This window comes from Bradyrhizobium sp. 604_D8_N2_3 (genome assembly GCF_051810765.1).
Lineage (GTDB): Bacteria > Pseudomonadota > Alphaproteobacteria > Rhizobiales > Xanthobacteraceae > Bradyrhizobium > Bradyrhizobium barranii.
On the sequence record NZ_JBPWPM010000001.1, the window covers coordinates 251,940 to 274,013 of the forward strand.

19 protein-coding genes are annotated in these 22,074 nt (G+C 64.2%); 10 read left to right on the forward strand and 9 right to left on the reverse strand.

The features are described 5' to 3' along the window. The first annotated feature begins 118 nt into the window (after positions 1 to 118). Positions 119 to 604 (forward strand): protein-export chaperone SecB, encoded by a 486-nt coding sequence (gene secB / locus AB7245_RS01150; protein ID WP_028150166.1) that lies wholly within the window; start codon positions 119 to 121, stop codon positions 602 to 604. On the opposite strand, the gene dnaQ is transcribed toward secB, so the two are convergent. The 4 genes from dnaQ to AB7245_RS01170 are packed head-to-tail and all read right to left on the reverse strand — an operon-like array spanning position 601 to position 3,424. Further along, positions 601 to 1,317, reverse strand: coding sequence for a DNA polymerase III subunit epsilon (gene dnaQ, locus AB7245_RS01155; RefSeq protein ID WP_063985973.1), 717 nt, complete (start codon positions 1,315 to 1,317; stop codon positions 601 to 603). The two genes, secB and dnaQ, sit on opposite strands and share 4 nt — an antisense overlap. A gap of 27 nt (positions 1,318 to 1,344) precedes the next feature. After that, entirely contained in the window at positions 1,345 to 1,944 is a 600-nt protein-coding gene (gene coaE / locus AB7245_RS01160; RefSeq protein WP_063985974.1) for a dephospho-CoA kinase, read from the reverse strand. Positions 1,945 to 1,967: 23 nt separating this feature from the next. Next, positions 1,968 to 2,576 (reverse strand): Maf family protein, encoded by a 609-nt coding sequence (locus tag AB7245_RS01165; RefSeq protein ID WP_063980276.1) that lies wholly within the window; start codon positions 2,574 to 2,576, stop codon positions 1,968 to 1,970. Positions 2,577 to 2,584: 8 nt separating this feature from the next. Further along, a complete protein-coding gene (locus AB7245_RS01170; protein WP_028150170.1) occupies positions 2,585 to 3,424 on the reverse strand; it encodes a pyruvate, water dikinase regulatory protein in 840 nt (279 codons plus the stop codon). 459 nt (positions 3,425 to 3,883) lie between these two features. Here AB7245_RS01170 and hemJ point away from each other — a divergent pair, with 459 nt between their 5' ends. From hemJ to AB7245_RS01205, 7 genes are all read left to right on the forward strand, one after another. Next, positions 3,884 to 4,318: a protoporphyrinogen oxidase HemJ gene (gene hemJ / locus AB7245_RS01175; protein ID WP_028150172.1), complete on the forward strand. Its 435-nt coding sequence runs from the start codon at positions 3,884 to 3,886 to the stop codon at positions 4,316 to 4,318. A 247-nt stretch (positions 4,319 to 4,565) separates the two neighbouring features. After that, the gene (gene rho / locus AB7245_RS01180) at positions 4,566 to 5,831 is read left to right on the forward strand and encodes a transcription termination factor Rho (protein WP_045004625.1); all 1,266 of its coding nucleotides are present in this window, start codon (positions 4,566 to 4,568) and stop codon (positions 5,829 to 5,831) included. A 318-nt stretch (positions 5,832 to 6,149) separates the two neighbouring features. Then, positions 6,150 to 7,508 (forward strand): tRNA uridine-5-carboxymethylaminomethyl(34) synthesis GTPase MnmE, encoded by a 1,359-nt coding sequence (mnmE, locus tag AB7245_RS01185; RefSeq protein ID WP_063980279.1) that lies wholly within the window; start codon positions 6,150 to 6,152, stop codon positions 7,506 to 7,508. 703 nt (positions 7,509 to 8,211) lie between these two features. Then, the gene (mnmG, locus tag AB7245_RS01190) at positions 8,212 to 10,092 is read left to right on the forward strand and encodes a tRNA uridine-5-carboxymethylaminomethyl(34) synthesis enzyme MnmG (RefSeq protein ID WP_063980280.1); all 1,881 of its coding nucleotides are present in this window, start codon (positions 8,212 to 8,214) and stop codon (positions 10,090 to 10,092) included. 9 nt (positions 10,093 to 10,101) lie between these two features. Then, positions 10,102 to 10,872, forward strand: coding sequence for a 16S rRNA (guanine(527)-N(7))-methyltransferase RsmG (rsmG, locus tag AB7245_RS01195; RefSeq protein ID WP_063980281.1), 771 nt, complete (start codon positions 10,102 to 10,104; stop codon positions 10,870 to 10,872). Positions 10,873 to 10,902: 30 nt separating this feature from the next. Beyond that, positions 10,903 to 11,757 carry a ParA family protein gene (locus AB7245_RS01200; RefSeq protein WP_063980282.1) on the forward strand — a complete coding sequence of 285 codons (855 nt, stop codon included), beginning with the start codon at positions 10,903 to 10,905 and terminating at the stop codon, positions 11,755 to 11,757. A gap of 137 nt (positions 11,758 to 11,894) precedes the next feature. Then, positions 11,895 to 12,782: a ParB/RepB/Spo0J family partition protein gene (locus AB7245_RS01205; RefSeq protein ID WP_063980283.1), complete on the forward strand. Its 888-nt coding sequence runs from the start codon at positions 11,895 to 11,897 to the stop codon at positions 12,780 to 12,782. A gap of 265 nt (positions 12,783 to 13,047) precedes the next feature. On the opposite strand, the gene holA is transcribed toward AB7245_RS01205, so the two are convergent. From holA to leuS, 3 genes are all read right to left on the reverse strand, one after another. After that, a complete protein-coding gene (holA, locus tag AB7245_RS01210) occupies positions 13,048 to 14,076 on the reverse strand; it encodes a DNA polymerase III subunit delta (protein WP_063980284.1) in 1,029 nt (342 codons plus the stop codon). 130 nt (positions 14,077 to 14,206) lie between these two features. Beyond that, positions 14,207 to 14,758: an LPS assembly lipoprotein LptE gene (gene lptE, locus AB7245_RS01215; protein WP_028150179.1), complete on the reverse strand. Its 552-nt coding sequence runs from the start codon at positions 14,756 to 14,758 to the stop codon at positions 14,207 to 14,209. Continuing rightward, positions 14,745 to 17,369 carry a leucine--tRNA ligase gene (gene leuS / locus AB7245_RS01220; protein WP_063980285.1) on the reverse strand — a complete coding sequence of 875 codons (2,625 nt, stop codon included), beginning with the start codon at positions 17,367 to 17,369 and terminating at the stop codon, positions 14,745 to 14,747. The genes lptE and leuS overlap by 14 nt, the downstream gene beginning before the upstream one ends. Positions 17,370 to 17,560: 191 nt before the next feature. Here leuS and AB7245_RS01225 point away from each other — a divergent pair, with 191 nt between their 5' ends. Next, positions 17,561 to 18,607 carry a GGDEF domain-containing protein gene (locus AB7245_RS01225; RefSeq protein ID WP_187387855.1) on the forward strand — a complete coding sequence of 349 codons (1,047 nt, stop codon included), beginning with the start codon at positions 17,561 to 17,563 and terminating at the stop codon, positions 18,605 to 18,607. On the opposite strand, the gene AB7245_RS01230 is transcribed toward AB7245_RS01225, so the two are convergent. Further along, complete coding sequence (locus tag AB7245_RS01230) at positions 18,604 to 20,307, reverse strand: diguanylate cyclase domain-containing protein (RefSeq protein WP_063980286.1); 1,704 nt, start codon at positions 20,305 to 20,307, stop codon at positions 18,604 to 18,606. The genes AB7245_RS01225 and AB7245_RS01230 overlap by 4 nt on opposite strands. Positions 20,308 to 20,416: 109 nt before the next feature. On the opposite strand from AB7245_RS01230, the gene AB7245_RS01235 reads away from it, so the two are divergent. After that, entirely contained in the window at positions 20,417 to 21,106 is a 690-nt protein-coding gene (locus tag AB7245_RS01235; protein ID WP_063980287.1) for a YggS family pyridoxal phosphate-dependent enzyme, read from the forward strand. Between the two features lie 182 nt (positions 21,107 to 21,288). Here AB7245_RS01235 and AB7245_RS01240 read toward each other — a convergent pair whose 3' ends face one another. Beyond that, on the reverse strand, positions 21,289 to 22,074 hold the full coding sequence (locus AB7245_RS01240; RefSeq protein WP_439033827.1) for a 2-keto-4-pentenoate hydratase: 786 nt from the start codon (positions 22,072 to 22,074) through the stop codon (positions 21,289 to 21,291).

Consider the following 22,074-nt stretch of genomic DNA (forward strand, 5'->3'; position numbering starts at 1 on the left):
CAATTGCGGGGGCGGCGCGGATACCCGATCCGGGGTCGTTCGTCCTTGTGGAGTGAGGCGGCCCTATGTTAGCCAACCGCCGCGAAATTCAGCCCAAATCGGGTAAGGAGAGACTCTCATGACCAACGGCAACGGCACCCCTCCCGAGGCGGCCCAGGCTGCCCAGCTCAACGTTCTGGCGCAGTATATCAAGGACCTTTCGTTCGAGAATCCGAACGCGCCGACCTCGCTCCAGCAGCAGGGCCAGCCGCCCCAGATCAACATCCAGATCAATGTCAGCGCCATCAATCTCAGCGAAACCGAGTTCGAGGTGACGCTGTCGGTCGAGGGCAAGGCCGAGACCGCCGGTAAGATCATGTTCTCGTTCGAGCTCGCCTATGCCGGCGTGTTCCGCATCACCAACGTGCCGAAGGAGAATTTGCATCCGCTGGTCATGATCGAGTGCCCGCGTCTGCTGTTCCCGTTCGCCCGCGAGATCATCGCGACCGCCGTGCGCGACGGCGGGTTCCCGCCCCTGATGCTGGATCCGGTCGACTTCGTCGGTCTCTATCGTCAGAACATGGAGCGGCAAATGGCCGCTCAGCAGACGAGCGGTCAGGCCTAAACAGCCGGAGGGGCGGCTGGAGCGGGCAGGAACTCGTTCCAGATCGCCTTGTCGCCGAGCGTTGCGATAAAGGCCCGATGGGCCTCGCGCTCGGCATCGGAAATCCGCGGCGCGAGCGGCACGGTCCGCTGCCGCCGCGGCACATCGCCAGCCGCATTGGCGCGAATGTCCTCGCCTTCCGAAGCGAGGAGCAATTGCGATTGCCGCGCCCCGACCAGATCGACATAAACTTCGGCCAAGAGTTCGGCGTCGAGCAGCGCGCCGTGCTTGGTGCGGTGTGAATTGTCGATCGAATAGCGCGAGCAGAGATCGTCGAGCCGGTTCGACACGCCCGGATGCTTGCGCCGCGCCAACAGCAGCGTATCGACCAGCCGCTCGCGCGGGATCGCGACGCGCTTGACCTTGTCGAGCTCGGCGTTGATGAAGCCGATGTCGAACGAAGCGTTGTGGATCACCAGCGGCGCATCGCCGATGAACTCCAGAAACGGGTCGACGACCTCGTGGAACAGCGGCTTGGTCGACAGGAACTCGGCCGACAGCCCGTGTACCGCAAAGGCTTCCGCCGGCATGTCCCGTTCGGGATTGATATAGACGTGATACGTCTGGCCCGTCGGCATACGGTTGAAAATCTCGACGCAGCCGATTTCGACCAACCGATCGCCGCGGAGCGGATCGAGGCCAGTGGTTTCGGTGTCGAGAACGATTTCACGCATGATCAAGAGGCCGTGTGAGGCAGCGAATCAGGCTCGCCGCTGCGGCATCTTAACGACCTCGGCCAGAATGTGCGTGATTTGGGCGCGCACGGGTTCAAGTCCGTGTGACGTATCCACTACGAAATCGGCCCGCTTGCGCTTCTCGGCATCCGGCGTCTGCTTGGCGATGATCGCGTCGAGCTTGGCCTCGTCCATCGTGCCGCGCTCCAGCACACGCTTGCGCTGGAGTTCCGGCGAGGTCGACACCACGACGACGGCGTCGACCCGCTTCTCGCCGCCGGTTTCGAACAGCAGCGGGATATCCAGGACCACGACGGGCGCCTTGGCTGCTTCCGCATCGGCGAAGAATTTTTGCCGGGAGGCGCCGAGCATCGGATGAACGATCTGTTCGAGCTGCTTGATCGCGGCCGGATCATGCACGACGCGCGCGGACAGTTTTGGGCGATCAACCTTGCCGTTCGAGGTGGTGCCGGGAAAGGCGGCCTCGATCGCGGGCGCGGCCTCGCCCTCGTAGAGCTGATGGACAGCGGCATCGGCGTCATAGACGGGAACGCCGGCCTCCGCGAACAATTTCGCGGTGGTGGATTTTCCCATCCCGATCGAGCCGGTCAGTCCAAGGATCCGCATCAGCAGGCAGCCGTTCCTGTCGTTCACACTGCAACTAGCCGTTCGCGCCGCAGGAACGCAAGCAACGGCAGCAGCGGCAGCCCGAGAATGGTGAAATGGTCACCCTCGATGCGCTCGAACAGATGGCTGCCGAGACCTTCGAGCTGATAGGCGCCGACACTGGTCGTCACCGCATCGCCGGCGGCGTCGAGATAGGCGGAAAGCTCCGTCTCGGTCATCGGCCGCATGGTCATGCGGGCCACCGAAACATCCTCGAAAACGATCTTGCCATCTCGCGCCACGGCCACCGCGGAATTCAGCGCGTGGCTTTTGCCGGCGAGGTCGAGCAATTGCGCCATCGCCTCTGCGCGGCCTGCAGGCTTGTTGAAGAGACGCTCGCCGAGAGCCAGGGTCTGGTCGGCACCGATCACATAGCTCCCCGGATGACCGGCCGAGACCGCCTTGGCCTTCTCACGCGCCAGCAGCAGGGCGATGTCATGCGGGCCTGAAAGTTTCGAGGCGGCCTGAATGCCGCGCTCGTCGATATCGGCCGCAATCGCCTTGAACTCCAGTCCGGCACTAGCCAGCAGCATCTTTCGCGCGCTGCTCTGCGAGGCCAGTATCAACGGAGTTTCGCCGCGCCAGAGAGACATCGCCGAAACTATCCCGTAGGCCGGTTGCGCTGGCGGTCACTGTAGAGCTTCATGATCGCCGCGGCGGTTTCCTCGATCGATCGCCGCGTGACGTCGAGCAGCGGCCAGTCGTGCTTGGCGCTCAGCTTGCGCGCGAACGCGACCTCGTCGGCGACCGCCTGCCTGTCGGTATAGGTGTCGCCGCTGGTATCGGCACCCATCGAGAGCAGGCGGTTCTGGCGCACCTGGATCAGGCGTTCCGGCGTCGCATGCAGGCTCACCACCAGCGGCCGCGTCAGGGTCTCCAATTGTGCCGGCACCGGAATGCCCGGAACCAATGGCACGTTGGCGGTGCGGATGCCGCGATTGGCTAGATAGATCGACGTCGGTGTCTTGGAGGTGCGTGAGACGCCGACGAGCACCACGTCGGCATCGTCGAGGCCTTCGACATGCTGGCCGTCGTCGTGGATCATCGTGTAGTTCAGCGCGTCGATGCGCTTGAAATATTCCGCATTGAGGACGTGCTGGGCGCCGACGCGGCCCGTGGTCGCGGCGCCGAGATAGGCTTCGAACAACTGCATCACCGGCCCGATGATCGACAGGCTCGGAACGTTGATCTGCTTGCACTTGTCCTCGAGCCGAGAGACCAGATCCTTCTCCAGCAGCGTGAACAGCACGATCCCCGGCGCCTCCTCGATCTCGTCGAGCACGCGATCGAGCTGCTTCTGGCTGCGCACCAGGGGATAGACATGCTCGACCGGGGTGACGTTGGCGTACTGCGCCGCGACGGCGCGCGCGACGGTGATCAGCGTCTCTCCGGTGGAGTCGGAGACCAGGTGGAGATGGAAATAATTGTTCGAGGTCGGCACAAAAGCCCTTTGTATGGAGGCGGTGTGGTTTGTGGATTTCTGTGGACCTTAACCCCTCGGAAAGGGTTGCGCGACACCAGGGGCGGGACAAGTGCCAATTTTCTTCACACCACTGCCCATCGGAACAAGTCCGGCGACCTGTTGAGAGGAAAACGGGATTGCGCGGACAACCCCCTTGATAAGCTGCCGACAGAAACGCGCAAGCCTTTGAAGCTGGCCGACTTATCGAAGGCCGCAGGAAGCATCAGGGATATGTTGATGGATGTGAACAAGCGCACGTGAACGTGCGGACGGAATTGTGTGAGTCCTATTCACGGTCACATAGACTCAAACCTTAAGAATCTAAGATTCTAGATTAGAGGAAGGCGCTACGGACGGATAAGTGTGTAGGGTGAGACCTTAACGAGTTCTTACTATCCCCAGCGTTCCCTGCGCTGGACAGAAAGCCGGGCGCAGAAAATGTTCGAAGACGTCTATCTCTGGATCAAGGCGCTGCACGTGATCGCCGTCATCTCCTGGATGGCGGGCATGCTGTATCTGCCGCGGCTGTTCGTTTATCACTCCGAGGCCGAGATCGGCTCGAAGCAGTCGGAAACGTTCAAAGTGATGGAACGCCGGCTGCTCAAGGCGATCATCAACCCCGCCATGATCGTCACATGGCTTGCCGGGCTCTATCTCGCCTGGTCCGGCCACTGGTTCTCTTTCGGCTGGCTGCACGTAAAACTGGCACTGGTCCTGGCGATGTCTGGGGTCCACGGCTTTTTTTCACGCTGGTGCAAGGATTTCGCCGCCGACCGGCGTCCGCGTAGCCAGAAATTCTATCGAATTATCAATGAGGTGCCGACTGCTCTGATGATTTTGATCGTCATCATGGTGATCGTGAAGCCGTTCTAGGCAAGGCTTGCGATGAATCGCTCAGCGCTTCGGCTTGCGGAGTGGAAAGCGATTTTCTATATTGGCGACATCCCACCCAACGCAGGCGGATGTGGTTTTGTCTGAGCTTTCCAGAGGCCGGACACCGCATCAGGTTTGAAGCCTCACCGGCGCTCTCCTTGCCAGACCTGCGGACCTTACCTTCTCGCGTCCGCATTTCAGAGCCTCCTCGCACCCCCTCCCAAGGTTACCCCACAGGACCACCCCAATGCGGGAAATTAAACTCCAGGACCTCAAGTCGAAGACGCCGGCCGAGCTTGTCTCGTTCGCGGAAGAGAATGGGGTCGAGAATGCCAGCACCATGCGCAAGCAGGAGCTGCTGTTCGCCATCCTCAAGCAGCTCGCGATTGCTGAAACCGACATCGTTGGCGAGGGCGTCGTCGAGGTGCTCTCCGACGGCTTCGGATTCCTCCGCTCGCCGGACGCCAATTATCTGCCGGGACCGGACGACATCTACGTTTCGCCCTCGCAGATCCGCCGCTTCGGTCTGCGCACCGGCGACACCATCGAAGGCCACATTCGCAGCCCGAAAGAGGGCGAGCGCTATTTCGCGCTGCTGAAGGTCAACACACTCAATTTCGAGGACCCGGAAAAGGCCAAGCACAAGGTCAATTTCGACAACCTCACGCCGCTGTTTCCGAATCAGCGCTTCCGCATGGAAATCGACGATCCGACGCGGAAAGACCTTTCTGCAAGGGTGATCGACATCGTCGCGCCGATCGGCAAGGGCCAGCGCGCGCTGATCGTCGCGCCGCCGCGCACGGGTAAAACCGTGCTGATGCAGAACATCGCGCATTCGATCGCGCACAATCACCCCGAATGCTATCTGATCGTGCTGCTGATCGACGAACGTCCGGAAGAAGTCACGGACATGCAGCGCTCGGTGAAGGGCGAGGTCGTTTCGTCGACCTTCGACGAGCCGGCGGTTCGTCACGTCCAGGTCGCCGAGATGGTGATCGAAAAAGCAAAACGTCTGGTCGAGCATGGCCGCGACGTCGTCATCCTGCTCGATTCGATCACGCGCCTGGGCCGCGCCTACAACACCGTGGTGCCGTCATCCGGCAAGGTCTTGACCGGTGGTGTCGACGCCAACGCGCTCCAGCGCCCGAAGCGCTTCTTTGGTGCCGCCCGCAATATCGAGGAGGGTGGTTCGCTGACGATCATTGCAACCGCGCTGGTCGATACTGGCAGCCGCATGGACGAAGTCATCTTCGAAGAGTTCAAGGGCACCGGTAACTCCGAACTGATCCTGGACCGCAAGGTCTCGGACAAGCGCACCTTCCCGGCGATCGACATCTCGCGCTCCGGCACCCGCAAGGAGGAGCTCATCACCGATCCGCAGGTGCTCAAGAAAATGTACGTGCTCCGCCGCATCCTGAACCCGATGGGCACCATGGATGGGATCGACTTCCTGCTCGACAAGCTGCGCTCGACCAAGAGCAATTCAGAGTTCTTCGACTCGATGAACACCTGAGTGCGATGCAGCATGAGATCAGAGGGCGCCTCCGGGCGCCCTTTTTCGTTTGTGCGGCTTTGCTGCGGAAGAAATGCAGCATGGCGATGGGACGAAAGGAAAATCGGATCTTCCGTAAGTTATTGATATATTTACATAATACTTGACGCTGCCTGACCATTTGGTGCTTGGGCGAGGCTGCCTCTGCAGCAAAATGCTGCGCTTTATGTTGCATCGCAATAGAGCCGTTGCTGCGGGCCAGAGCGCAGCAAAAGGGGGGGCGTCGGCATCGCGAGAACGGGCCGTTTGCCTTTTCCCCGCCAGCCGGACAAATAGGCCATGCATCCGCGAGACCAGACCATCTTTGCGCTGTCGTCCGGCCGTGCGCCCAGCGCGATCGCCGTGGTGCGCGTCTCGGGCCCGCAGGCCGGCCTCGCACTCACGACGCTGGCGGGGAAGCAGCCGGCGCCGAGACAGGCCAGCCGCCGGCTGCTCCGCGATGGCGCGGGCCAGGCGATCGACGACGCGGTCGTGCTCTGGTTTCCGGGGCCGGCCAGCGCGACCGGCGAGGACGTCGCCGAATTTCACGTCCATGGCGGCCGCGCGGTGCTCGCGGCGCTCCTCTCCGCGGTTTCCCTTATTCCGAATACGCGCGCGGCCGAGCCCGGCGAATTCACGCGGCGCGCCTTCGAGAACGGCAAGCTCGATCTCACGGAGGCCGAGGGTCTCGACGATCTCATCCATGCCGATACCGATCGTCAGCGCCGCCAGGCGCTGCGCCAGTTGCAGGGCCTGCTCGGCGATCGCGCGCGCGACTGGCGCGAGCGCATCATCGAGGCGTCGGCGCTGATCGAGGCCGGCATCGATTTTTCCGACGAGGGCGATGTGCCAGCCGAGTTGAGGGCGCCAGCGGTGAAAGCGATCAAAGCGCTGTATGACGAAATCACAGAAGTCCTTGCGGCACAGGGACATTCTGAACGCCTGCGCGACGGCCTGGTGGTCGCGATCGCCGGCGAGCCGAATGTCGGCAAGTCGACGCTGATCAATCAGCTCGCGCGCCGCGAGGTCGCGATCGTCTCGCCCTACGCCGGCACCACGCGCGACGTGATCGAGGTGCAGCTCGATCTCGACGGCTACCCGGTCACGGTGATCGACACGGCTGGCATCCGGGAGACCGACGATCCCGTGGAGCAGGAAGGCGTGCGCCGAGCGCGAGCCCGAGCCGAAGACGCCGACCTCGTGCTGTGGCTAGTCGAGGGTGGCCACGCCGTCGATCCGGGCGCGATGCAATCGCTGGTGAAGTCCGGCCCCGGGCGTGATCAATCGAGCGGCGCGGTCTGGATCGTCCGCAACAAGATCGATCTGGGCGAGGCGGGGGAGGTCGGGCCGCGCGGCGAGTTCGGGATCTCGGCGAGCCGGGGGGACGGCGTTCCCGACCTGATCGACGCTCTCGTGAAATTCGCCGCCGAGTTTTTCGGGACCACCGAGGGCGCATTGGTGACCCGGGCCCGCCAGCGAGATCTGTTGCGCCGGGCCTCAGACAGCTTGCGCCGGAGCCTGGAGCTTGTAGAAGACGGCGAAGAGCTTGCCGCCGAAGAGCTGCGCGCTGCGGCCTATGCCTTGGGTCGGCTGTTGGGCCGGGTCGACGTCGAGGACGTCCTCGGGGCCATCTTCCAGAAATTCTGCATCGGAAAATAGGACTAGTTCTTCATTGTAGAACTAGAGCTTGTTCCAGTCCTTGCGTTTCCCGTGAAACGGGGGCTCGTTTCGTAGCCCGGATGAAGCGAAGCGCAATCCGGGGACGGCTCCGCAGCCGGAACACCTTTCCCGGATTTCGCTGCGCTCCATCCAGGCTACAAGCTTGTCACGCTCCTTGCGTTTCACGTGAAACAGCGGCGGGGTCGGTTCCGGTCCGTTTCACGTGGACCACGTGCCTTGCAGGCTCCGGCCTGTTTCACGTGAAACCGCGGGACGATTGGACCGCCCTGGTCGCAGTGTTCGTACGCACGGTCTGATCGCCTGACGGGCAGTGAGGGTCTTGGCCGCCGGTCGTCCCCGAAGCCCGTCATTGCGGGGAGCCCTTGCGACGAAGCAATCCAGACTGCCTCCAAGGAGGGATTCTGGATTGCTTCGCTCCGCTCGCAATGACGGAGCAGACCCATCGCTTGTGCCCTCTCTACCCCCGTCCAGAACCGTGCGAGATCTCGCCAGGAGTTCTCTCCCGGTCAGACCCATCCTGTTTCACGTGAAACAGCAGTCCTCTCAATGTCCCTTCTACTGTGCATGGGGTTGTTTTCGCGAAAATGCGCATCGCCTACTTGGCCGCACCGTTTCACGTGAAACAACCGCCTCACCCAGTTTCTACTTCCGGCTTCTCCACCTCTGAGATAGAAGTCCGCCCATGCGAACAGAGCGAGAGAGTTTCGACGTCATCGTGATTGGCGGCGGCCATGCCGGCTGTGAAGCCGCGGCTGCTTCCGCCCGGATGGGTGCGACGACCGCTCTGGTGACGCACCGTTTCTCCACGGTCGGCGCGATGTCCTGCAACCCCGCCATCGGCGGCCTCGGCAAGGGCCATCTGGTCCGCGAGGTCGACGCGCTGGATGGTCTGATGGGCCGGGTCGGCGATGCCGGCGGCATCCAGTTCCGCGTCCTCAATCGCCGCAAGGGACCGGCTGTCCGAGGCCCCCGGGCTCAGGCCGACCGGAAGCTCTATGCCGCAGCCATGCAGGCTGCGATCCGGGACACCGAAGGTCTTTCCGTCATCGAGGGCGAGGCAGACGAGCTGATCGTGGCCGAGGGCCGGGTGACCGGCCTACGCCTGGCAGACGGCCGCGAGCTTCGGGCAGGGGCCGTCGTCGTCACCACCGGCACCTTCCTCCGCGGTCTGATCCATCTCGGCGAGAAGAACTGGCCGGCTGGGCGGGTCGGAGAGGCCCCGGCGATGGGTCTCTCCGCCTCCTTTGAGCGGGCAGGCTTCACCCTTGGACGGCTTAAGACCGGAACTCCGCCGCGTCTGGACGGCACCACGATCGACTGGTCAGCGGTCGAGATGCAGCCCGGAGATGAGCCGCCGGAGCCGTTCTCGGTGATGACCGAGCGGATCACGACCCCGCAGATCCAGTGCGGGATCACCCGAACGACCTCCGCGACCCATGAGGTGATTCGCGCGAACGTCCATCGCTCTCCGATGTACTCCGGCCAGATTAAGAGTTCCGGACCGCGCTACTGTCCCTCGATCGAGGACAAGATCGTCCGCTTTGGCGACCGCGACGGGCATCAGATCTTCCTGGAGCCGGAAGGGCTCGACGATAGCACTGTCTATCCCAACGGCATCTCGACCTCGCTGCCGGAGGAGGTCCAGCTCGCGATCCTCGCCAGCATTCCTGGCCTGGAGCAGGTGAAGATGGTTCGCCCGGGCTACGCCATCGAATACGACCACATCGATCCCCGCGAGCTCGATCCGACCCTCCAGACCAAGCGTCTGCGTGGCCTCTTCCTGGCGGGTCAGATCAACGGCACCACCGGATATGAGGAAGCTGCCGGGCAGGGCATCGTGGCCGGCCTGAACGCAGCTTTGGCCGCGAGCGGCGCCGCCCTGACAGTGTTCGACCGTGCCGATGGCTATCTCGGTGTGATGATCGATGACCTCGTCACCCGCGGGATCAGCGAACCCTATCGGATGTTCACCTCCAGGGCCGAGTACCGGCTGACCCTGCGCGCCGACAACGCCGATCAGCGTCTCACCGAGAAGGGGATTGAGCTCGGATGCGTCGGGAGCGCCCGGACGCAGCATCACCGCGCCAAGATGGACGCTCTGAATGCGGCCAGGGCGCTGTCGAAGTCCCTGACCATCACGCCGAACGAGGCGATCAAGCACGGCCTGTCCCTGAACCGGGACGGCCAGCGCCGTTCGGCGTTCGAGTTGATGGCCTATCCCGACATCGGCTGGAGCCAGGTCCGGACCATCTGGCCGGAGCTGTCGGCGATCGACCCGGTCATCGCCACCCATCTGGAGATCGACGCGAAGTACGACGTCTATCTCGAGCGCCAGAGCGCCGACGTCGAAGCTTTCAGGCGAGACGAGGGGATGGTGCTGTCGGACGTCGATTACCAGCAGGTCCCTGGTCTTTCCAATGAAGTGCGGGCCAAGCTTGAGAAGGCGCGGCCGTTCACCGTTGGCCAGGCTGGCCGGATCGACGGCATGACGCCGGCGGCTCTCGGTATCCTCGCGGCCTACCTCCGGCGCGAGGCACGGAAGACCTCAAAGGCGATCGCATAGGCGTTTCACGTGAAACAGCGCGGGCCGGGCGGCAGATCGTCATCAGGGAAACCATCGGCGGGCGAGGGCGCGAGTCGCCGATCCGAGTCGACGCCGATCAAGCCGAAGATCGACAAGGCCAGCGCCAACGATCGGTCGCTGGACGCGATCATCGCCGCGGACAAGCTCGCGGCCCTCAGGCTCGCCCCCGTTTCACGTGAAACCGAGGAACGACTCGATCGCTACATCGCGCTGCTCCGGGAGTGGCAGGCCAAGACCAATCTGGTCGCGCCCTCGACCCTGCCGCAGCTCTGGACCCGGCACATCGCCGACTCGCTCCAGCTCGTCGATCTCGCCCCTTTGGCCAAACGCTGGGCCGACCTCGGTAGCGGCGGCGGCTTCCCCGGAATCGTCCTCGCCTGTGCCATGGCCGGGACGCCTGGCGCCAGCGTCCACCTCGTCGAGCGAATCGCCAAGAAGGCGGCCTTTCTGCGCGAAGCAGTTCGCGTCACCGCATCTCCGGGGCTCGTACATCTCGCGGAGATCGGGGATAATGTGGATAGAATCACCGGCCCCGTGGATTGCGTCACCGCGCGTGCGCTGGCTCCGCTACATCAACTCATCGGCTTTGCGGAGCCGCTGATGCGCCAGGGTGCAAAAGCGCTGTTTCCGAAGGGGCAAGATGTAGAGGCTGAATTGACCGAAGCCGCTAAATATTGGAATATTCAACCGCAGCTTCACCAAAGCCGTACCGGCGACGGTTGGATCGTCGAGCTGACGTCCGTCGAGCAGCGCGGCTGAGGCGTTCAGGGGTCGAGTGGGGAATTTGCGATGAGCGTGATTGACGAACCGCAGCAGCAACAGACCGGCGAAGTCCCGCAGGGCCACCCGCGCATCCTGGCGCTGGCGAATCAGAAGGGCGGCGTGGGAAAAACAACCACGGCGATCAATCTTGGCACGGCACTCGCTGCGATCGGCGAGCGCGTCCTGATCGTCGATCTCGATCCGCAGGGCAACGCCTCGACCGGCCTCGGCATCGATCGCCGCAACCGCTCCTGCTCGACCTATGACGTGTTGATCGGCGAATCGAGCTTGCGCGAGGCGGTGGTCTCGACCGCGGTGCCGCGGCTGCACATCGCACCCTCGACCATGGATCTCTCCGGCCTCGAGCTCGAGCTCGGCACCACGCCCGGCCGCGCGTTCAAGCTGCGCGACGCCATCGGCGCGCTCAACAACAACGTCTCGCCGGACGCCGATTACACCTATGTGCTGATCGACTGCCCGCCCTCGCTCAACCTGCTCACGGTGAATGCGATGGCGGCCTCCGATGCGATCCTGGTGCCGCTCCAGTGCGAGTTCTTCGCGCTCGAGGGTCTGTCGCAATTGCTGCAGACGGTGGAGCAGGTGCGCTCGACGCTCAATCCGAACCTGTCGATCCACGGCATCGTGCTGACCATGTTCGACTCGCGCAACAACCTCTCGAACCAAGTCGTCGCCGACGTCCGTCAGTTCATGGGCGAGAAGGTCTACAAGACCATGATCCCGCGCAATGTGCGCATCTCGGAGGCGCCGTCCTACGGAAAGCCGGTCCTGGTCTACGATCTCAAATGCGTCGGCAGCGAAGCGTATCTGCGGCTCGCCACGGAAGTGATCCAGCGCGAGCGCGAGCTGCGCACCACGCATTGACGCTGCCGTAGGGTGGGCAAAGGCGTCTTCGCCGTGCCCACCATCTTCTGCACACAACTGGTGGGCACGCTTCGCTTTGCCCACCCTACGATAATTCAGTTCTGGAGTGTTGCACCGTGAATCCAAGGGAGCTGGCGATGGCCGACGAAGCGCGTTCGCGACTGGGCCGGGGTCTTGCGAGTCTGATCGGTGATGTCGGCGGCGAGGCTCAGCATGTCGATCGTCCGCGCGCGCAGCGCAAGGTGCCGATCGAATTCATCAAGCCCAATCCGCGCAACCCGCGCCGCGCCTTTTCGGAAACAGAGCTCAAGGAGCTCTCTGATTCGATCAGACAGCACGGCGTGATCCAGCCGATCGTCGTGCGTCCGGTGAAGGGCGCGCAGGATCGCTTCGAGATCATCGCCGGCGAACGGCGCTGGCGCGCGTCGCAGATGGCCGGCCTGCACGAGGTGCCGATCGTGCCGGTCGACATCAGCGACAGCGATGCGCTGGAGTTCGCGATCGTCGAGAACGTGCAGCGCGAAGACCTCAACCCGATGGAAGAGGCGCTCGGCTATCACGCGCTCGCCAACGAGTTCAAACGCAGCCAGGACGACATCGCAAAGGTCGTTGGCAAGAGCCGCAGCCACATCGCCAACATGATGCGGCTGACGAAACTGCCGGCCGAAGTGCAGGCCTTGATCACGAGCGGCGAGCTGACCGCCGGCCACGCCCGCGCGCTGATCGGCGTGCCCGATCCGCTCGCATCAGCCAGGCGCATCGTCGCGGAAGGCCTTAACGTCCGCCAGGCCGAGGCGCTCGCGCATGAAGAGGGTGTGCCGGAGCGCAAGCCGCAGAAGGCGCGCAGCACCGGCGGTAAGGAAAAGGACCCTGATACGGTCGATCTCGAAAGGCGCGTCAGCGATGCGCTCGGCCTCAAGGTCACGGTCAATCACCGCGACCCCGGCGGCTCCGTCCAGATCAACTACCGCAACCTCGATCAGCTCGACGAGGTGATGAGGCGGCTGGCGAAGGGCGCGCTGTAGACGTCATTCACAGTCTGTCTCCCTCACCCTGAGGAGCCGCAAAGCCGCGTCTCGAAGGGCGAGGGCCCGGGCCTTCATCCTTCGAGACGCGCGCAAGGCGCGCTCCTCAGGATGAGGAGTAGGCGCTTCGTTCCGTCTTTGCGGGCGCATCTGTTTCCACATCGTCATTGCGAGCGAAGCGAAGCAATCCAGATTCTTTCCGCGGAGGGACTCTGGATTGCTTCGTCGCTTGCGCTCCTCGCAATGACGTGGAGAGAGCGGTGCCTCAGCTGCGCCGCTTCGCATTCACGGCGATGGCCATCAACGTGCGCTGGGCGATGGCGGCGGCTAGCGTCGATTGCTTGCGGGTGTCGAGCGCGGCGGTCGCGAGCTGCTCGATGATTGCGGCGAGCCGCGCCACGCTGAAATTGCGCAGCGCCGTTTCCACCGCCGGCTTTCGCGAAAAATGCAGGCGCGGATAGCCGCCCTCGAGCACCGCGGAGGCAGGCTGGCCGTCGGCGATCGCGAGCGCAGATTTGTGCAGCCACGCGGCCTGGCGCTGCGCGGCGGAGATGATCACGCCGGGATAGGTGCCGGCGATCATGGCCTTTGCAAATTCGGTCTCGACGATGTCGGGCCGGCCGGCGAAGGCGCCGTCGACGATGGGATCGAGTTTCAGCTCGGACGCATCGGCAACGACGGACATCACATCATCCAGCGTGATCTCGCCTTTGCCATGCGCATAGAGCGTCAGCTTGCGCAGCTCATTGCGCGAGGCCTGGCGGTCGCCGCCGAGGAATGACATCAGCGCCGCGCGGGCATCCTGCGCGATGCGCAGATTGGCGATGCGGAGCTCGTCGTCCATCAGCTTGGCAAGGTCGCGCTCGGTGTCGGGATAGCAGCCGATCGCCACGGCCGTCTTGGCGCGCTCGCAGGCTTTGCGCAGCGGCGATTCCGGGCGCAGCTCGCCGGCCTCGATCACGATGCGGCAATCCTTCACGCCCATCTCCGCCAGCGTATCGATGCCGCTGGCAAAGCTGCGCGAGCCGGCGCGGACGCGGATGGCGCGGCGGCCGCCGAACAACGGCACCGTCATGGCCTCATCGACGAGCCGCGACGGCTCGGCGGAGAGTTCGTCGCCGTCGAGCTTGACGAGGGAGAAGGGATCGTTGGGGTCGTCGACGGCCGAGGCTATCAGTGCATCGGCGCGCTCGCGCACGAGGCCGGCATCGGGACCGTAGAGCAGGATGATCGGTCGGCCCCCGTCGGGACGGGCGAGGAAGGCGTCGATCTCTTTTCCGCGCAGCGCGACCATCGGACCTGACTGTCATTCCAGGGCGCACGAAGCGCGAACTACGGCGCGCAATTGCGCGCCTGAGAATCTCGATCAATAATCTCTGGATTCCGGATCCGCCCTGCGGGCGCTCCGGAATGACGGGGATGACTTAAGTGCCGGCGATGAAGAACGAGGCGAGGCGCGTGTTGATGTTCTCGGCGATCTCGTTGGCGGCACGATCCTCGGCATCGCGAAGGGCCCGGTTGCGGGCAAAGCGCTGGTAGGAGCCGGGCATGTCATAGGACACGCGCGCGAACGTCGTGCCGGTCATGACCGACTTGCCGCTGACGACCTCGATCAAATTGTACTGGGCGTCGATGCCGTAGTTTTCACTGTTCGGCAGGCCGGTATTGGGATCGACGATCAGCGACGTTTTGCTGCTCGCGAAGCGAATTTCCAGGCGATGGGTCGGCGGCATGCCGGTGGCCGTGCCGTAGAGCTTGAAGGCCAAGGCGTTGCGGACCTCGACGCCGACACGGGCCTCGCGGGAGGCATTGGCCTTGTTGATCGGCGGAAGGTCGACCCCCATCAGCTTTTCGCGCAGGCCGGGTGTCCCGTCGCCACGCTCGGCGTACATCGGCTGGAAGCAGCCAGCCGTCAGGGCCGCCAATGCGGCGACCGCCAGCAAGCGGGCTGCGATGCGGATCCTAGCCGACAACATTCACGATCCTCTTGGGGACGATGATCACCTTGCGGACGGGCTTGCCGTCCAGGGCCAGTTTTACCGCATCGAGTGCCAAAACGGCAGCCTCGATTTCCGGATTCTGGGCCGCTGTTGCAACTGTGACCTCACCCCGCTTCTTGCCATTGACCTGGACCACCAGGGTCACGGCGTCTTCAACCAGCAAATCGCGTTCGATTTGGGGCCAATCGGCCTCGGAAACCAGCCCGCTATTGCCCAGAACCTGCCAACACTCCTCGGCCAGATGCGGCATCATCGGGGAGAACAGCTGGACCAGGATCTGGCTGGCCTCCCGGACCGCCCAGGCGAGGTCAGCTGTGGGCTGGCCGGGGCGCTGGAGCACCTCCGAAAACGCATTGGCGAATTCGCGGATATGGGCAAGGCAGACATTGAAGTGCAGCCGCTCGATGCCGGTGGTGACCTTGTCCAGCGCGCCATGGGCGGCCTTGCGCAAGGCGGTCGCATCCGGGCCGAACGAGCCCGGACGATCTGCCGGCGCGGCCTGGCCGAGCTCCACTGCATCGTTCACCAGCCGCCACAGCCGCTGCACGAAGCGCGAGGCACCCTGGACGCGCTCGTCGCTCCAGATCACGTCGCGGTCGGGCGGGGAGTCCGACAGCATGAACCAGCGGGCGACATCGGCGCCGTAGGTCTCGATGATGTCGTCGGGGTCGACCGTGTTCTTCTTCGACTTCGACATCTTCTCGATCGGACCGATCTGGATGTCTTCGCCTGACGTCAGCAGCGTCGCGCGCCGGCCGTTGCCGCCGACCTCGATCTTCACCTCGGCCGGCTGCACATAGGTGCCGTCGGCCTTCTGGTAGGTCTCGTGCACCACCATGCCCTGGGTGAACATGCCGGCGAACGGCTCGTCCAGCGCAATGTGCCCGGTCGCCTTCATCGCGCGGGTGAAGAAGCGGCTGTAGAGCAGATGCAGGATCGCGTGCTCGACGCCGCCGATATACTGGTCGACCGGCAGCATCCGGTTGGCGACGGCTGGCGTCGTCGGCGCGTTCTCGTTCCAGGGATCGGTGAACCGCGCAAAATACCAGGACGAATCCACGAAGGTGTCCATGGTGTCGGTTTCACGCTGGGCCTTGCCGCCGCATTTGGGGCAGGTGACGTGCTTCCAGGTCGGGTGATGATCGAGCGCGTTGCCCGGTCTGTCGAAGGTCGCGTCATCAGGCAGCGTCACCGGCAGGTCGGCGTCCGGCACCGGCACCACATCGCACTTCGGACAGTGGATGACCGGAATCGGGCAGCCCCAATAGCGCTGGCGCGAAATGCCCCAGTCGCGCAGGCGGAAATTGACCTGACGCTCGCCGACCGGCGCATTGCCGCGCAGTTCGCCTTCCAGCCGCTTTGCGACCTCGTCCTTGGCCTGCTCGATGGTCATGCCGTCGAGGAAGCGCGAATTGATCATGCGGCCGTCACCGTCATAGGCGGTGTCGGTGATGACGAACGTCTTCGGGTCCTGACCCTCGGGGCACACCACCGGAATGTTGCCGAGATTGTACTTGTTGACGAAGTCGAGGTCGCGCTGGTCGTGCGCGGGGCAGCCGAAGATCGCGCCGGTGCCGTATTCCATCAGCACGAAGTTCGCGACATAGACCGGCAGCTTCCAGCTCGGGTCGAACGGGTGCACCGCGCGGATGCCGGTGTCAAAACCCTGCTTTTCCGCGGTGTCGATGATCTCTTGCGCGGTGCCGATCTTCTTGATGTCGGCGATGAACTGGGCAAGCTTCGGGTTCTTCGCGGCTGCTGCTTGAGCCAGCGGATGATCCGACGAGATCGCCATGAATTTGGCGCCGAACAGGGTGTCCGGGCGCGTCGTAAAGATCTTCAGCTCGCTCTCGCCGGCGGGCGTCGTCGCCTGATCCAGCGCGAAGCGGACCAGCAGGCCCTCGGAGCGGCCGATCCAGTTGCGCTGCATCAGCCGCACCTTGTCGGGCCAGCGGTCGAGCCCATCCAGCGCGGACAGCAGTTCCTGCGAGTACTTCGTGATCTTGAAGACCCACTGGCTCATTTCCCGTTGTTCGACAACGGCACCCGAGCGCCAGCCGCGGCCGTCGATCACCTGCTCGTTGGCGAGCACGGTCATGTCGACCGGATCCCAGTTGAGCTTGCGCTTCTCACGCTCGGCCAGGCCGGCGGCGAGCATGTCCAAAAACATCTTCTGCTGATGCTTGTAGTAGCTGGGGTCGCAGGTCGCGAATTCGCGCGACCAGTCCAGCGACAGCCCGATCGAGCGGAGCTGCTTCTTCATCGCGGCGATGTTGTCGTAGGTCCAGGCCTTCGGCGCGACCTTGCGCTCGATGGCGGCGTTCTCGGCCGGAAGGCCGAAGGCGTCCCAGCCCATCGGGTGCAGCACGTTGAACCCCTTGGCGCGCATGAAGCGGGCCAGCACGTCGCCGAGCGTGTAATTGCGGACATGGCCGATATGGATGCGCCCGGACGGGTAGGGGAACATCTCCAGCACGTAGTATTTGGGCCGCGAATCGTCGTTCTTGGAGACGAAGATCGCCTGCTGGTCCCAGGCGGCTTGCCAGCGCGGTTCGGCGTCGCGGGCGTTGTAGCGTTCGGAGGTCATGGAATCGTTGGGTTTTCGTGGATTCGGCCGTCTAAAGACGGCGGACTAGGCCATAGAAGTCCTTAGGGGGTCAATGGGTTGCCGCTGGCGGCGGCCCCCCGCAAGGCTGCTCCGCTAAAGTACGGACGGCCCATTGGGATCGGATTAAGGGGTCGGTGCGAGGTTGGCCGCCGACAGCACCCCGCCAGGCGATGGAATCAGGCTTCGACGATCTCGATTACGACTATGCCGCGTCCGTCGCCGGACGGGCGGTGCGGAGCATGGCCGAGCAGCGGATTCCGCCGACGCCGACCAATTTTGCCGTCTGGTTCCACTATTTCGCAGGCAGCCATGACGACCTGCGCAATGCCATCGATCTCCTGATCGACCACAACCGTCCCTTCGACGCCAGGACCAACCAGGATCTGTTCGAGACCTATGTCGCGCCCCGGGCGGGCGCCGTCGCCTCCGAGACGTCCGATCGGCTGCATGCCCTCATGGGGGCGGCGAAGGAGTTTCTGGCGACGGCCATGGCCGACAATCGTTCCCAGATGCAGGCGATCAGCGAAGTCGCTGATCAGGGCAGGGCCGGCGTCGATCCGAAGGCGCTGGTCGCCCAGCTCATGAATGAGTTGGCCCGGGCCGCCACGAGGGCGACCCGGCTCGAGGCCGGCTTTGCGGAAAAGACCCGCGAGCTCGACGTGATCCGCGACTCGCTCTCCAAGTCCGAAGAGCGCGCCCGGACCGATACGCTGACGGGGCTGGCAAACCGGCGGGCGCTCGATGAATTCCTGCGCAAGGCACAGACGACCGCGGATTGGGGCGAGCCGCTCGGCGTGCTGATGCTCGACATCGACCACTTCAAGACCTTCAACGACAATTTCGGCCATGGCGTCGGCGACCAGGTGCTGCGCCTGATTGCGAAAGTGCTGCGCGAAAAAGTTCGCGAGCAGGATCTGTCGGCCCGCTATGGCGGCGAGGAGCTGATTGCCGTGCTGCCGGATGCCGATCTCGCCACTTGCGCCGAGATCGCCGAGCGTATCAGGCGCGCGATCGCCGAATGCACGATCACGCGCCGCTCGACCGGCGAGACCCTGCCCGGCATCAGCGTGTCGATCGGCGTAGCGCAGTATCGTGCGGGCGAGGCGATCACCGATCTGATCGAGCGTTGCGACCGCGCGCTCTATCTCGCCAAGGGCGGCGGCCGCAATCGCGTAGTGACGGAGGTCGAGCTCGATCGCGCCGCGGCTGCGGGCTAGGCGCTCGCCGCCAGCATCATGGCGGCCGCGCTGTTCTCGATCACCTGGATGCCGTGCTCCATGACATTGTTGCGGCCGCGGTGTTTTGCGGCGTAGAGCGCGGCGTCGGCGGCTTCGATGAGATCGCCGGGGCGCAGCGTCTCGTTCGGCTTCGTTGCGGCAACGCCGATCGAGACGGTGACGATCATGTGGGCGGAGGTGATGTGCGGCAGGCACAGCTTCAGCACGGCCGCGCGCACCTGCTCGCCGATCTCGACGGCGCGGTTCACATCGGTGTTCGGCAGCAGCAGGCAGAACTCCTCGCCGCCATAGCGGGCCGCAAAGCCCATCGTGTCGGCGGCGATGCCGGACAAGGATTCGCCGAGCCGGGTCAGGCAGGAATCGCCTTCGAGATGGCCGTAGGTGTCGTTGAACAGCTTGAAGTGGTCGACGTCGATCATCAGGAGCGCAAGCTCGCTGTCATACTGCTGCGCGCGCATCCATTCGAAGTCGAGCCGGCTCTGGAAGCCGCGGCGATTGGCCAGCCCCGACAGCATGTCGATCGAGGCCATCACGGTCAGGCGGTCGTTGCTCGCGATCAGCTCGCGCTCGCGCTGGCTGAGCTGCGCGGCCATCGCGTTGAAGGCGCGGGCCAGCGGCACGAACTCGGCCGGCAGACGGTTGCGCGCGGCGCGGGCCGAGAGGTCGCCTTCGCCGAGGCGCTTGGCCATGTCGGCCAGCATCTCGATCGGCTTGATCACGAGCTTCTCGGCGGCGATCAGCGCGCCGAGTAGGACGAACAGGACGACGAACGCGAGCTGGAGATAGGCGGTGCGGATGTCGCGGCTGACCGCCGCGGACACCTTGTCCTCGTCGATGCTGGCAATCAGGCGGGCGTTGGTGCCGGCGATGCGGATATAGCTCACCGCGCGGCGGGAGCCGTCAGCGGCGAGGAAAGAGAGTGAGCCCTCGTCCTGGTCCGAACGCAGCGCCCTGTCGGCGATCGCCGACATCAGCGGCATGTTGTCGAGCGGACGGCCGATTGCGCTGTGCTGATCAGCCGGCGCGGCGAGCACGGTGCCGGCGCTGTCGACCAGCACGGCGGTGATGCCGGCGCGGCCGCCGAGATTGCTCATGACCTTCGACATCCAGTCGAGGTTGACGGTGGCGAGCACGACGGCATCCGCCACGCCGCTGAAGGCCGACACCGGATAAACCGCCATGACGGTCGGCGACGGCACAGGCCGCGACAGGATGAAGTCGCTCAGCACGAAGCGGCCGGTTTCCTGCGCCTGCTGGAAGTATGGCCGGTCGCTGAGGTCGAGGCCGACATACATGTTGTTGGTGGCGCACTGGATGCGTCCGTCCTGGCCGGCGATCAACAGCGTGCGGATCCAGGGAAGGTTCGACGGCAGGCTCGCGCGCAGCACGTCGCAGCTCTTGCTGATGCCGCCGGCGGAGGCGCGGATGAAGGCTTCAGATTTCAGGATGGTTTCGACCGACGAGATCACTTCGCGCTGCGCATCGGCGCTGTGTCTTGCAACGGTGGTGAATTCGGTCGCGGCCTGCGCGATCTGCCGCGCGCGCGTGTCCTCGAGCGAACGGATGCGCTCGAACATCAAAGGCGTCACCAGAATCACCGCGAGCAACGCAAGCCGTGCCCGGATTCCGAGAACCTGCTTGAGTTTCACTCGTTTGCGGTTGAAACTGACGTTTGCCATCTTCGCTGCCCACCCCATCGGCCAAGGTAAAGCGAAGGGTTCAAAAACTCTTTCTTGAACTCGGTAAAATTAGAACTAGCTCCGCAACAATCCAGTCCGAACCGACGTCATGACCGAAACCAACGCCGCGCCGGTAACCGGCCATTCACCAAACGCGCTCGCCGCGGTCGAAGCCGAAATTGCCCGCGCCTGCAAGGAAGCGCGGCGCAGTCGCGCCTCCGTGACGCTGATCGCGGTGTCCAAGACGTTCGCCGCGGATGCAATTATCCCGGTCATCGACGGCGGACAGCGCGTATTCGGCGAAAATCGGGTGCAGGAGGCCAAAGGCAAGTGGCCGGCGTTAACGTCCGCTTATTCCGGCATCGCGCTGCATCTGATCGGGCCGCTGCAGTCCAACAAGGCGAAGGAGGCGGTGGCGCTGTTCGATGCCATCCATTCGGTTGACCGCCCGAGCATTTGCCAGGCGTTAGCCAAGGAAATCGAATCCCAGAACAGGCACCCGGAGCTGTTCGTCCAGATCAACATCGGCGAGGAGCCGCAGAAGGCCGGCATCGCTCCCGGCGAGGCCGATGCCTTCATCGCGAGCTGCCGCGACAGCTATGGGCTGACGATCTCCGGCCTGATGTGCATCCCGCCGGTCGACGAGCCGCCGGCGGCGCATTTCGCGCTGACCGCCAAGATCGCGGCGCGCAATGGCTTGAAGAATCTCTCGATGGGCATGAGCGCGGACTTCGCCACCGCGATCATGCTCGGCGCCACCCATGTGCGCGTTGGGAGCGCGATCTTCGGGCACCGGTAGTTGCTGTCGTCCCTGCCTAGTGCGCAATTGCGCACGGGGCGCAGGGACCCATACCGCGTGATCTCTGATTGGTGGGTGGTCTTCGTACCGGCGAAAGTGAGGTAACTGCCAGTCTTCGCCAAACTTCTCCCTGGGGTTATGGGTCCCTGCGTCCGCAGGGACGACGGCGGTGTGTGCGGTGGTTACGCAAACCCCACCGACACCTGCCCCAGCACACCAAAATCCACCGCGAAATGATCGCCGGCCTGGATCGGCAGCGGCGGATGGCACGTGCCTGTCGTCACCACCTCCCCTGCCCGCAAGGTGATGCCGAGCCCGCGCAGCTCGTTGGCAAGCCAGGCCAAGGCAACACGGGGATCGCCGAGCACGTTCTTGCCGTGGCCGAGATAGCGCTGGCCGCGCAGCGTGATCTGCGGCCGCTCCTCGACGAGATCCATGGCGCGCCAGTTCGCAGTCGTCGCGGCGCCCAGCACGAACAGATGCGCGCAGGCATTGTCGGCGATGAGCTGTGCCTCGCCGGCGCCGGCGAAATCGCCAAAGCGCGAGTCGGGAATCTCGATCGCGGGATGCAAGGTGTCGACGGCGGCGAGCACGTCGTCGACACTGTACGGCGTCGCGCGCGGCGGCAGATCGCGGCCCATGCGGAAGGCGAACTCCGGCTCGCCGACGCGCGTCTCGTTGCCCTTCATCGACGCCGTGCCGCCGTCGGCGATCACGGTGTCGCTCATGATGCGGCCGGCCAGCGGTCCCGCGACGTTGATGTGCTTTTGTCCGGCCTCGCTTGTCGCCGCGATCTTCCAACCGAACAGTGTTCCAAGTGATTGGTTTTCGAGGGCGGCCTGGATGGCATAGCCATCAGCGCGGCTCTGCGGCCGCAACCGCGGCTCCAGCGCGTCAAACTTGGTGCCGTCGCGCCAATGTTTGACCAGGACCTGCGATGCGGCGGCGATCTGATCCTTGTCGAGCAT

Bases quoted from the DNA above. Each gene is read 5' to 3' on its own strand.
- mnmG (WP_063980280.1), top strand. From the start codon at position 8,212: ATGCGAACAGAGCGAGAGAGTTTCGACGTCATCGTGATTGGCGGCGGC.
- mnmE (WP_063980279.1), top strand. From the start codon at position 6,150: ATGCATCCGCGAGACCAGACCATCTTTGCGCTGTCGTCCGGCCGTGCG.
- AB7245_RS01240 (WP_439033827.1), bottom strand. From the start codon at position 22,074: ATGCTCGACAAGGATCAGATCGCCGCCGCATCGCAGGTCCTGGTCAAA.
- AB7245_RS01165 (WP_063980276.1), bottom strand. From the start codon at position 2,576: ATGTCTCTCTGGCGCGGCGAAACTCCGTTGATACTGGCCTCGCAGAGC.
- AB7245_RS01205 (WP_063980283.1), top strand. From the start codon at position 11,895: ATGGCCGACGAAGCGCGTTCGCGACTGGGCCGGGGTCTTGCGAGTCTG.
- AB7245_RS01225 (WP_187387855.1), top strand. From the start codon at position 17,561: ATGGAATCAGGCTTCGACGATCTCGATTACGACTATGCCGCGTCCGTC.
- secB (WP_028150166.1), top strand. From the start codon at position 119: ATGACCAACGGCAACGGCACCCCTCCCGAGGCGGCCCAGGCTGCCCAG.
- dnaQ (WP_063985973.1), bottom strand. From the start codon at position 1,317: ATGCGTGAAATCGTTCTCGACACCGAAACCACTGGCCTCGATCCGCTC.
- rho (WP_045004625.1), top strand. From the start codon at position 4,566: ATGCGGGAAATTAAACTCCAGGACCTCAAGTCGAAGACGCCGGCCGAG.
- leuS (WP_063980285.1), bottom strand. From the start codon at position 17,369: ATGACCTCCGAACGCTACAACGCCCGCGACGCCGAACCGCGCTGGCAA.
- AB7245_RS01235 (WP_063980287.1), top strand. From the start codon at position 20,417: ATGACCGAAACCAACGCCGCGCCGGTAACCGGCCATTCACCAAACGCG.
- lptE (WP_028150179.1), bottom strand. From the start codon at position 14,758: ATGTTGTCGGCTAGGATCCGCATCGCAGCCCGCTTGCTGGCGGTCGCC.
- holA (WP_063980284.1), bottom strand. From the start codon at position 14,076: ATGGTCGCGCTGCGCGGAAAAGAGATCGACGCCTTCCTCGCCCGTCCC.
- AB7245_RS01200 (WP_063980282.1), top strand. From the start codon at position 10,903: ATGAGCGTGATTGACGAACCGCAGCAGCAACAGACCGGCGAAGTCCCG.
- AB7245_RS01230 (WP_063980286.1), bottom strand. From the start codon at position 20,307: ATGGCAAACGTCAGTTTCAACCGCAAACGAGTGAAACTCAAGCAGGTT.
- coaE (WP_063985974.1), bottom strand. From the start codon at position 1,944: ATGCGGATCCTTGGACTGACCGGCTCGATCGGGATGGGAAAATCCACC.
- hemJ (WP_028150172.1), top strand. From the start codon at position 3,884: ATGTTCGAAGACGTCTATCTCTGGATCAAGGCGCTGCACGTGATCGCC.